This window comes from Blastococcus sp. MG754426 (genome assembly GCF_021699055.1).
In the GTDB taxonomy this organism is placed as follows: Bacteria; Actinomycetota; Actinomycetes; order Mycobacteriales; family Geodermatophilaceae; genus Blastococcus.
The window spans coordinates 138,126-147,499 of record NZ_SSXC01000005.1; the positions used below are offsets into that span (position 1 = coordinate 138,126).

Sequence of the window (9,374 nt, forward strand, 5' to 3'; positions counted from 1 at the left end):
CCCGGAGCGCCGGCGCGGGCACGACCTGCCACCGCTCCCGGGCGCGCCCAGCTTCGCGCACGACGCCGGCGGTCGCTGTCAGGGCGGGCCGCTGGCATGCGGCCGCTCCCGATCCCTCCGCTCCCCCAGTCCCTGCCACAGGATCCGGGCGGCGGCGGCGAGCACCAGCACGTTGAACACCAGCTGGACGCTGACCAGCACCCGCGCGAGCTGCCCCGCCGCGTGGATGTCGCCGTACCCGACCGTCGTGAGCGTCGACAGCGCGAAGTACAGCGCGTCGGTCCTCGTCTCGAGCCCCACGAACTGCCCGTCCTGCCCGCTCGCGACGGCGAAGTCGGCGAGCGCGAAGACGAGGATGCCGCCGACCAGGGCGACGAGCAGGCGGTCCAGGCGGCGGGCGGCACCCACGTGCCCCGCCTCACGGACCACCTCCCGGACCACCAGCCAGGCGGCGACCGCGAGGAGGACCGCCGTCCCGCCCCCGCGGAGCAACGTGGCGGTCTCCGCGGCGGGCTCCCGGACCGGCACCAGGTGGTACGCCCCGACCAGGAGGCAGACGGTGAGGAGCAGGCGCAGCCGGTGGGGCGGGCCAGGTGCGCGGGATCGGTCCGACGCGTCCATCCGGAGGTCTCCCCCTCCGCGCGATCGGGCAGCGCATGGCCGGGTAGCGGCAGCTCCACCACAGCGGTAGGGCCGCGGCCGGGTCAAGACAGGCGCACGCGCGCCGTGCGGAGCGGCGGCGCCGTCGCGCCCCGCTTCCGAGACTGGCTAGCCTCGAGCAGGTGACGGAGCGATCGCAGCGAGAGCGGCCGGAGCGCCGAGGCACCGACGGCGGCCGGGGACCGGGCGCCGCTGCCCGCATCCGCCGGCAGCGGGGGTGGCTGATCGCCGCCGTCGCGTCCGGCCTCGCGGCGGCCGCGCTGGCGCCGCTCGCCGCGCTCGTCTCGGGTGGCTCGATCGCCGCGATGGACCTCATGAGCGACCCCGTGGAGGTGACGGGCATCCCGTGGTTCGTGGGTGGCGTCGCCTCGCTGAACCTCTTCGTGTGGGCGGCCGCCGCAGCGGTGATCCTCCTCGCCGCCGTGGGGCTGCGGCACGTCGACGCGCGGCTGTCCGCCGCGCTGGCCGGGTGGGGTCTGCTGACGGCGGTCCTCACGCTGGACGACCGCTTCCTCCTGCACGAGGTCGTGCTCCCCTACCTGGGCGTCCCCGAGGTGCTGGTCTACCTGCTCTACGTGGTCGTCGTCCTGGCCCTGCTCGCCGGCTTCCGGTCGGAGCTCGCCGGGCAGCCGGAGGTGGTCCTCCTGCTCCTCGGGTTGGGGGCGCTCGCGGCCTCCGTCGGCCTGGACGTGACCGGGTGGGACTCGACGGTCCGGCGCGTGGCCGAGGAGACGGCGAAGATGATCGGCGCGACCGCCCTCCTCTGCTTCCCGTCGGCGATCGTGGTGCGGCACCTCCGTCGCCTGCCCCTCCCGCCCGGCCGCTCGTGACCCCGGCGCGGCGGGTGGTGCGGTCATCGCGCGGTCAGGGCGGCGTCGTGCCGCGGCGCCGCTCCTGCTCCACCACGGCCTCCAGGTCTGCCAGCCGGTCCAGGCCCTGCAGCGGCCGGCGCATGCGGTGGTTGCCCGACAGCCGGTCCCGGGTCCGCGCGAGGAAGGCCCAGTACCCGGCGGTGTAGGGGCAGGCGTCCTCCCCGAGCCGCTGCCTCGGGTCGTACCGGCAGCCGCCGCAGTAGTCGCTCATCCGGTCGATGTAGGCGCCGCCGGAGGCATAGGGCTTGGTGGCCAGCACACCACCGTCGGCGTGCTGGCTCATGCCGACGACGTTGGCGACCATCACCCACTCGTAGCCGTCGACGAAACTCTCGTGGAACCAGTCGGTCATCGCCGACGGGTCGATGCCGCGCTGCAGCGCGTAGTTGCCCAGCACCATCAGCCGCGGGATGTGGTGCACCCAGCCGTCCCGGCGCAGGTCGCCCAGCACGTCGGAGAGGCAGGCGGCGTCGACGGCGGCGTCGTCCAGGTCGGCCAGCCAGCCGGGCACCTCGGCGTGCGCCCCGAGGACGTTCCGGCTCCGGAAGTCACGGCCCAGGTGCCAGTACATGTGCCAGATGTAGTCGCGCCAGCCCATGACCTGCCGGACGAAGCCCTCCACGCTGTTGAGCGGCAGCGGGTCCCCGCCGGCGACCGAGTCGCGGTAGCGCTGCTCGGCCTGCCCGACGACGTCGACGGGGTCGAGCAGCCCCAGGTTGAGCGCGGGTGAGAGCAGCGAGTGGGCCAGCCACCGCTCGCCGGCCAGCATCGCGTCCTCGTGCGGGCCGAAGGCGTCCAGGCGGTGGTCCAGGAAGTCGGCCAGCCGGTCCAGCGCGTCCCGCCGGGTGACGGGGAACAGCCGCGGCCCGTCGTCCCCCACGAAGGACACCTCCCCGGCGGCCTCCCACCGGTCGAGGTCGGCGCGCACCTCCTCGTCGATCTCGTCCTCCTGCGGCCACCACGGCTCGGGCGCCGGGGAGCGGCCGTCGGCGGGCGGCGGCTGCCGGTTCTCCTCGTCGAGGTTCCACCGGCCACCGACCGGGCCCGCGCCGTCCAGCAGGACGTCGTGCCGCCGCCGGGCGTCGCGGTAGAAGTCCTCCATGAGCAGCCGCTGCCGCCCCCGCCCGTCGGCCCAGGCGGCGAACTCCGCCGGGGTGCTGACGAACCCGCGGGCGGCGAGCACCTGGAGGTGGGGTCGGCGGAGCACGTAGTCGCGGCTGCTCCACGACGTCGGCGCGCACACGCTCAGCGGCTCGCCGACCCGGTCGAGGGCCTCGGCGTAGGTGCCGACCTGGTGGAACTCGGCCTGGTCGCCCAGCTCGGCGGCCCGGTGCCGACAGCACCAGGTGGGCCTTCTGCCGGTGGAAGCGCCGGCGGGCGAGGACGGCCCGGGACTCGACCAGCAGCACCGGCTGGCCCGGCGCGTCGAGGAAGTGCGGGCCGAGCTGGTCGGCAAAGCACCCGCGCCGGGTCGCCGGGGCCCGGTCGGGGAAGTCGGCGAGGGCGGGATCGTCCGCCCCTGGCCCGCGACCGACCGCTCCTTCTGCCACCGGCCCCACCTCCGCGGACATCCTGCGGTGCCCGCCGCACCGCGCGCGACCCGGCCCGCGGCGCGCCGGCACCGGGGTCGGCTATGCCCGCCGGGCGGTGCCGGCGATGTGCGGCGCCATGGGCAGCGGGACGCGGGTGTCGGGCATGCGGTGCCGCTCCACCGACTCCAGGGTGAAGCCGGCCGCCGCTATCCCGGCGGCCGTGTCGCGCCCGAGGTGGCACCCGCCGCCGACCAGCGGCCACACGGTGCGGTCGAGCAGGTCCTGCACGGTCGTCAGCGGCGGCCGCTCGGCCCGGACGTGCTCCCAGAAGACCAGTCGGCCACCGGGCCGCAGCACGCGGTGCAGCTCCCGGAGCGCGCGCTGCTGGTCGGCCACGCTGCACAGCACCAGCGTGACGACGACGGTGTCGACCGCGCCGTCGGCGACGGGCAGGGCCTCGGCCACGGCGTCGACGACGCCGACCGGCACGGGCGCGCGGGCGGCGGCCCGCTGGGCCAGCCGGCGGAGGTGCGGCTCCGGCTCGACGGCGAGCACGGAGCCGACCGCGGGCGGGTAGTGGGCGAAGTTCGCGCCCGAGCCCGCCCCGACCTCCAGCACCCGGCCGGCGGTTCCGGCCAGCAGCCCCGCCCGGACCTCGGCCAGACCGTGCCGCTCGCCCACCGCGGCCAGCCGGCCGTAGACCCGGGCGAAGACGGGGCGGGGGGCGAAGGCGGCTGCGGGCGGCACGGCCCCAGGATGCACCCGCGCACCGCCGCACGGGCGCGCCCGGTCCCCGGGGATCGTCAGGGACGCTGCAGCAGGCCGCTCCGCAGCTCGTGGAGGGCGTGCGCGAGGTCCACCCGCGGTGCCCAGCCCCAGCGCCGTGCGCGGTCGGCGCGCAGCTGCCCGGTCCACACCGGCTCGTCGGTCCACTCGGGATCGACCCCCACGGCGTCCGCCACCGTCTCGAGGTAGTCCCGCCACGTCGCCGGCTCCCCCGCCACGACGACCGGCGTCGTCCCGCCGGCGACCGGTCCCTCCTCGGGGTCGCCGGCGGTCGCGATCGCCCCCGTGGCGACGTCGGCGATCAGCGCCGCCAGGTCCTCGACGTGCACCCACGCCCAGGTCTGCGCCGGGTTCGCCCGGTTCTCACCGCCGCGGACGGCCTGCGGCCGCAGCGTGTTCCACACCGAGGTCTCCCCCGGCCCCAGGATCGCCGGCGGGCGCACCAGGACCGTCGTCAGCCCGCCGACCTCGGCCAGCGCGGCGTCGGTGGCGTTCTTCGTGTCGGGGTAGTCGCCGCTGCCCTCGGGCAGGAGCGCACCGTCCTCGGCGACGTCCCCGACCCCGGCCGAGCGGTCGTAGACCCCCGCCGTGGAGACGTGCACCAGGCGGGCGACACCGGCGTCCCGGGCCGCCCGGGCGATCACCGACGTGCCCTCGACCCCGACCCGGTGCTGCACCTCCCGGGGCGAGCCCATGGGGTGCACGGTGGTGACGACCGCGTCGGCGCCCTCGGTCACCGCACGGGCGAGGTCCTCCTCGGCGAAGTCGCCCACGTGCTCGGTGACGCAGTCCAGCGCGGGCGCGCTGCCGGCCCGCCGGACGACGGCGCGCACCTGTGCCGACCGCGCGGCGAGCGCCCGGCACACCGCGGTGCCCACCAGGCCGTTCGCACCGGTCACCACGACGACGGGAGAGGGAGGGGCCATGCCGCCCACCCTGCCAGCGCCCGCGCCGGACCGCCTGATCTGCCATCCGTGGCTCAGAGCTGCCGGACCGCCGCGGCCCCCGCGTACGCCGCCACGCCGTCCGGGTCCTTCAGGTCACCGGGCTCGCGCAGGGCAGCCCGCGCACACGGGCGCGCAACGCCGCGCCGGGGTCCTCGACGACGAGGTCGCGGCAGATCCCGCCGACGACGGCCCCGGCGTCGTGCCCGTCCCGCCCGTCGAGAACGAGGCCGTCGTCGATCAGCGTCCGCGGCGGCCAGGAACCGGTCGAGGAAGGGTGGGCTGCGCGGCCGGGCGCCATGGCCGGACCTGCCAGCGCACCCGCGCCCCCGCAGAGCAGGTCGCGGTCACCTCGCGGGATCGACCACCGTCAGCCCGGCCACGGCCGCCCGGTCGAAGACGGGCAGCAGCTCCGCCGCCTCCGCCAGGCCGATCGTGCGCTCCACCAGCAGCTCGGGCCGCAGCGCGCCCTGCTCGATGAGCGCCAGCATGCCCGGGTAGTCCGCCGCCGCCATCCCGTGGCTGCCGAGCAGGTCCAGCTCCCAGGCGATCACCCGGTCCATGGGGACGCGCGGGTGGCCCCCGACCGGCGGCAGCAGCCCCACCTGCACGTGCCGTCCCCGCCGGCGGAGGCTACGGATGGCGTCAGCGCAGGTCTGCTCGCTGCCCACCGCGTCGACGGCGACGTCGCTGCCGCCCCCGGTCAGCGCCGCGACGGCGTCCGGGACGTCGGCGCCGTCGGCGAGCACCGTGTGCGCAGCGCCGAGCGCGGCCGCGGCGGCGAGGGCCGCGGGGTTGCGGTCGACCGCCACCACCCGGCAGCCCAGGGCGCGGGCGATCATCACCGTGCTCAGCCCGACGCCGCCGGCGCCGACGACGACCACCCACTCCCCCTCGGCCACCCGCGCGCGGCCGACCAGCGCGCGGTAGGCCGTGGCGAACCGGCAGCCGAGCGCGGCGGCGGTCGCGAAGTCGACCCGCTCGGGGATGGCCACCAGGTTGGTGTCGGCGGCGTGCAGGACGACCTGCTCGGCGAAGGACCCCCAGTGCGTGAAGCCGGGCTGCTGCTGGTCGGGGCAGACCTGCGCCTCCCCCGCGAGACACCACCGGCACCGGCCGCAGCCGCAGACGAACGGGACGGTGACGCGGTCGCCCACCCGCCAGCGGGTGACACCGGCCCCGACCTCGGCCACCACCCCGGCGAGTTCGTGCCCGGGCACGTGCGGGAAGGCGATCTCGTCGTGGCCGGCCCACGCGTGCCAGTCGCTGCGGCACAGCCCGGTGGCCATCACCCGCACCACCACGCCGCCCGCCGGGGCGGCGGGCGCCGGCACCTCCCGCACCTCGGGCCTGGCTCGGACGGCATCGACGACGAGGGCGCGCACGCCACCATGCTGTCAGCCGCCGGTGACCCGCCCGTCACGCGATGCGGCGGAGCCGGTCGATCCGCAGCCCGTCGTCGTCGAGCAGGTCGGGGCGGGCCTCGGTGGGCGACGGGGCCTCCTCGGTCGGGGGTCAGGGCACGAGGATCGCCCGGCCCCGGACCTTCCCGGCGTCGAGGTCGCGGATCGCGTCCACGGCCCGGTCGAGCGGGTACTGCTGGGTGTGCAGCGTGACCTTCCCCGCCTGCGCGAGCACCATCAGCTCGGCCAGGTCGGTGTAGGTGCCGACGATGTTGCCGACGACGTTCTTCTCCCCGGCGACGAACTCCAGCGTCGGGATCCGCAGCTCACCGCCGTACCCGATGACGTACAGCGAGCCGGCCGGTCCGGTCATGCGCCAGCCGTCCATCTCCGCGCCCTGCTCGGCGACGAAGTCGAAGACGACGTCGGCTCCCCCGCCGGTCAGCTCCTGCACCGCCTGCACCTGGTCCCCGTCGGCGACCACGGTCTCGTCGGCGCCGATCTGCCGGGCGAGCTCCAGGGCGTCGGGGTTCCGGTCGACCACGACGATCCGCGTCCCGGTGAGCGCCGCGAGGCACTGGATGCCGATGTGGCCGAGCCCGCCGGCACCCTGCACGACGGCGGTGGTGCCCGGGTGCAGCAGCGGCAGCGCCTTGCGCACGGCGTGGTAGGCCGTGATGCCGGCGTCCGCCAGCGCCGCGACGTCCGCCGGGTTGGTCGACGGGTCGAGCTTCACGCAGGCGCGGGCGGTGGTGCGCAGGTACTCGGCCATGCCGCCGTCGTCGTTCGACAAGCCGGGGAAGAACGCGTTCTCGCACTGCATGTCCCGGCCGGCCCGGCAGGCGGCGCACAGACCGCAGCTGGGTTGCGGGTGCAGGATCACGGTGTCGCCGACGGCCACGTTGGTGACGCCCTCGCCGACCGCGTGCACCCACCCGGCGTTCTCGTGCCCGATGACGTAGGGCAGCTCGGGGTTCTGCAGCTCGGCCCACTGGCCCTCGAGGATGTGCAGGTCGGTGCGGCAGACACCGGCGCCGCCGATCTTGACGACGACGTCGAGCGGGCCCCGCAGCTGCGGCTCGGGGATGTCGTCGACGCTCGGGTCGGCGTGGTACTCGTGGACGCGGACGGCCTTCACGGGCGGCTCTCCTTCGAGACGGTGAGCGACAGGAGCGGTCGGTCCTCGGGGCGGGGCGCCTGGTCGGCCTCCGACCCCGGGTAGCGGGTGGTGAGCAGCCCGCGGCAGAAGTGCGCGTTCCCGTCGATCGAGATGCGCACCGAGCGGGCCCGGCGCAGGAACAGCGCGGCTGCCTCCGGGGCGGGGCGGGTGCCGTGGGCGTCGACGAGCACGGGTGCGTCGTCGTCCACCGGCAGGCCGAGCGCGGCCCGGCGCTGCAGCAGCGCCTCGGTGGTGCGCTCCCCCGTCGGCAGGTCCCCGAGGACGAGCGCGGCCACGTCCGCCGCCGGGTCGGTGCGCAGCAGGGCGGTGACCGCCCGCTCCATCGCGGCGGTGTGCGCCTTGCGGGCGAAGGTGGCGCGGAGCTCGTCCAGCGACTCCTCGGCCTCGTGCCCGAAGGTGCCGCGGTAGCCGGCTCCGGCGGCCAGGCCGCGGTTGATCAGGTCGGAGTCGTGGTGGTCGTCGAGCTCGACGAGCACGGACGCCACCCCCGGGACGGCGGCCACCGCGTCCCGGGCGTCGGACGCCATGAGCCAGGCGAAGTTGGGCGCGCAGAACGAGGTCGGCAGCCGCAGGTGCACCTCGACGGCACCGCCGGTCACCGAGACCGAGCGGACGAAGCCGAGGTCGGTGATCGGCTCGTCGAGCTCGGGGTCGACGACGGCCCCCAGGGCGGCCCGGACGTCCGCTGCCAGGTCCGGGAGGACGGCGGTCACCGGGCACCCGCACCCGCGAGGTCCGCGGCCCCGGGCTGGCGCGGGCCGGTGGCGGGCTCGTCGGCGTCGGGCAGCCGCAGCTCCGGGGGCACCGGCAGGTCGTAGAGCTTCGCGGCGTTCAACCCCAGCACCTTCTTCTTGAGCTCCGTGGTGAGCGGCGCGTACTCCGGGCTCATGTCCTCCGGGATCTGGAAGTCCACGAACTTCTCGACCAGCCACCTCGGGGTCCACAGCGCGTAGTCGCTGGAGAAGAGGATGCGGTCCTCCCCGAGCCAGTAGGTGAGCTCGCCGATGATCTGGGCGAAGTAGCGCGGCCGGGTGTGGATGAACGGCATCGCCACGGCCAGCCCAGCGTGCACGTTCGGCTCCTGGGTGGCGATCCAGCAGAAGTCCTCCAGCCGGGGCAGCCCGCAGTGCTCCACCACGAAGGTCAGGTCGGGGAAGTCGGTGGCCACGTGGTCGACGTCGGCGACGTCGAAGGCGTCGCGGTCCAGCGGGCGGATGGTGGGGCCCTTGTGGATGTGGATGTTCCGGATGCCGAGTTCCTGGGAGAGCTCGAGGTAGCGGTAGGCCATCGGGTCGGTGAGCTTCCAGCCGCGGGACTCGCCGTGCCAGTCCGCGGTGTAGAGCTTCACCCCCTTCAGGTGCATCCGCTCGGCGGCGGCCCGCAGCGCGGTGAGGCCGTTCTCGCCGTCGCGCGGGTCCCAGTAGTGGTTGTAGGTCAGCTTGTCCGGGTGGGCCTGTGCAAGGGCGAACGCCTCCTCGGTCTGGCCGAAGCCCCGGTGGTAGAACTCGGCGAGCCGGGCGGGCTGGAAGATGGCGTGGTCGACGATGCCGTCGACGAAGACGTCGCGCATCAGCCGCTCGCCGCCCTGGTAGAGGTACTCCTCGTACCCCCACTGCTCGGACTCGGGGCTGAGGTTGCGGTGGTAGTCGTAGAAGCAGTCGATGAACTGCTTGCCGTGGACGTTGCGCTGGTTCTCCGGACGTGCGTCCCACAGCGCGATGTGGGCGTCCACGATGAAGTAGTCCTCGCCGTCCTTGCGGTACATCTGCCGGCCTCCCAGCGGTTCGGGATGTGACGGCGCTCACGCCGCTCGACGACGACGCTAGGAAGGTCGCGCCCCACGCGGTAGATGTGGCCTGTCTCACTTTGAGACGCCGGGAAGGCGTAGCCTGCCGGGCCATCCGGCAACGAGACGGGTGCGCGCCCGCCGGCCGCACCCCCTGGGGGAGGTGCGCCGCCGTGGACGCAGAGCGGTCCGGACCCCCGCCCGCCCTGAC

Annotated in this window: 10 protein-coding genes; 1 reads left to right on the forward strand and 9 read right to left on the reverse strand. The window is 75.5% G+C overall.

Translation table 11 applies throughout. The annotated features are described in order from the left end of the window. Nucleotides 1-78 precede the first annotated feature (78 nt). Nucleotides 79-621 (reverse strand): potassium channel family protein, encoded by a 543-nt coding sequence (locus E9549_RS04380; protein ID WP_236825362.1) that lies wholly within the window; start codon nucleotides 619-621, stop codon nucleotides 79-81. A 161-nt stretch (nucleotides 622-782) separates the two neighbouring features. On the opposite strand from E9549_RS04380, the gene E9549_RS04385 reads away from it, so the two are divergent. Beyond that, complete coding sequence (locus tag E9549_RS04385) at nucleotides 783-1,490, forward strand: hypothetical protein (protein WP_236825363.1); 708 nt, start codon at nucleotides 783-785, stop codon at nucleotides 1,488-1,490. Nucleotides 1,491-1,524: 34 nt separating this feature from the next. Here the strand turns inward: E9549_RS04385 and E9549_RS04390 are convergent, their stop codons facing one another. The 8 genes from E9549_RS04390 to E9549_RS04425 all read right to left on the reverse strand — a co-directional run bounded on the left by E9549_RS04390 (nucleotide 1,525) and on the right by E9549_RS04425 (nucleotide 9,142). Continuing rightward, the gene (locus E9549_RS04390; RefSeq protein WP_236825364.1) at nucleotides 1,525-2,988 is read right to left on the reverse strand and encodes a cryptochrome/photolyase family protein; all 1,464 of its coding nucleotides are present in this window, start codon (nucleotides 2,986-2,988) and stop codon (nucleotides 1,525-1,527) included. A gap of 175 nt (nucleotides 2,989-3,163) precedes the next feature. Continuing rightward, on the reverse strand, nucleotides 3,164-3,811 hold the full coding sequence (locus tag E9549_RS04395) for a class I SAM-dependent methyltransferase (RefSeq protein WP_236825365.1): 648 nt from the start codon (nucleotides 3,809-3,811) through the stop codon (nucleotides 3,164-3,166). Between the two features lie 56 nt (nucleotides 3,812-3,867). Further along, nucleotides 3,868-4,776: an NAD(P)-dependent oxidoreductase gene (locus E9549_RS04400; protein WP_236825366.1), complete on the reverse strand. Its 909-nt coding sequence runs from the start codon at nucleotides 4,774-4,776 to the stop codon at nucleotides 3,868-3,870. A gap of 109 nt (nucleotides 4,777-4,885) precedes the next feature. Then, on the reverse strand, nucleotides 4,886-5,095 hold the full coding sequence (locus E9549_RS04405; RefSeq protein ID WP_236825367.1) for a hypothetical protein: 210 nt from the start codon (nucleotides 5,093-5,095) through the stop codon (nucleotides 4,886-4,888). Nucleotides 5,096-5,141: 46 nt separating this feature from the next. Beyond that, complete coding sequence (locus E9549_RS24005; protein WP_236825368.1) at nucleotides 5,142-6,179, reverse strand: zinc-binding dehydrogenase; 1,038 nt, start codon at nucleotides 6,177-6,179, stop codon at nucleotides 5,142-5,144. Nucleotides 6,180-6,309: 130 nt separating this feature from the next. After that, nucleotides 6,310-7,335, reverse strand: coding sequence for an NAD(P)-dependent alcohol dehydrogenase (locus tag E9549_RS04415; protein WP_236825369.1), 1,026 nt, complete (start codon nucleotides 7,333-7,335; stop codon nucleotides 6,310-6,312). Beyond that, the gene (locus E9549_RS04420) at nucleotides 7,332-8,090 is read right to left on the reverse strand and encodes an iron-sulfur cluster assembly protein (RefSeq protein WP_236825370.1); all 759 of its coding nucleotides are present in this window, start codon (nucleotides 8,088-8,090) and stop codon (nucleotides 7,332-7,334) included. Before E9549_RS04420 ends, E9549_RS04415 begins: the two co-directional genes overlap by 4 nt. Continuing rightward, nucleotides 8,087-9,142, reverse strand: coding sequence for an amidohydrolase family protein (locus tag E9549_RS04425; protein WP_236825371.1), 1,056 nt, complete (start codon nucleotides 9,140-9,142; stop codon nucleotides 8,087-8,089). Before E9549_RS04425 ends, E9549_RS04420 begins: the two co-directional genes overlap by 4 nt. Nucleotides 9,143-9,374 lie beyond the last annotated feature (232 nt).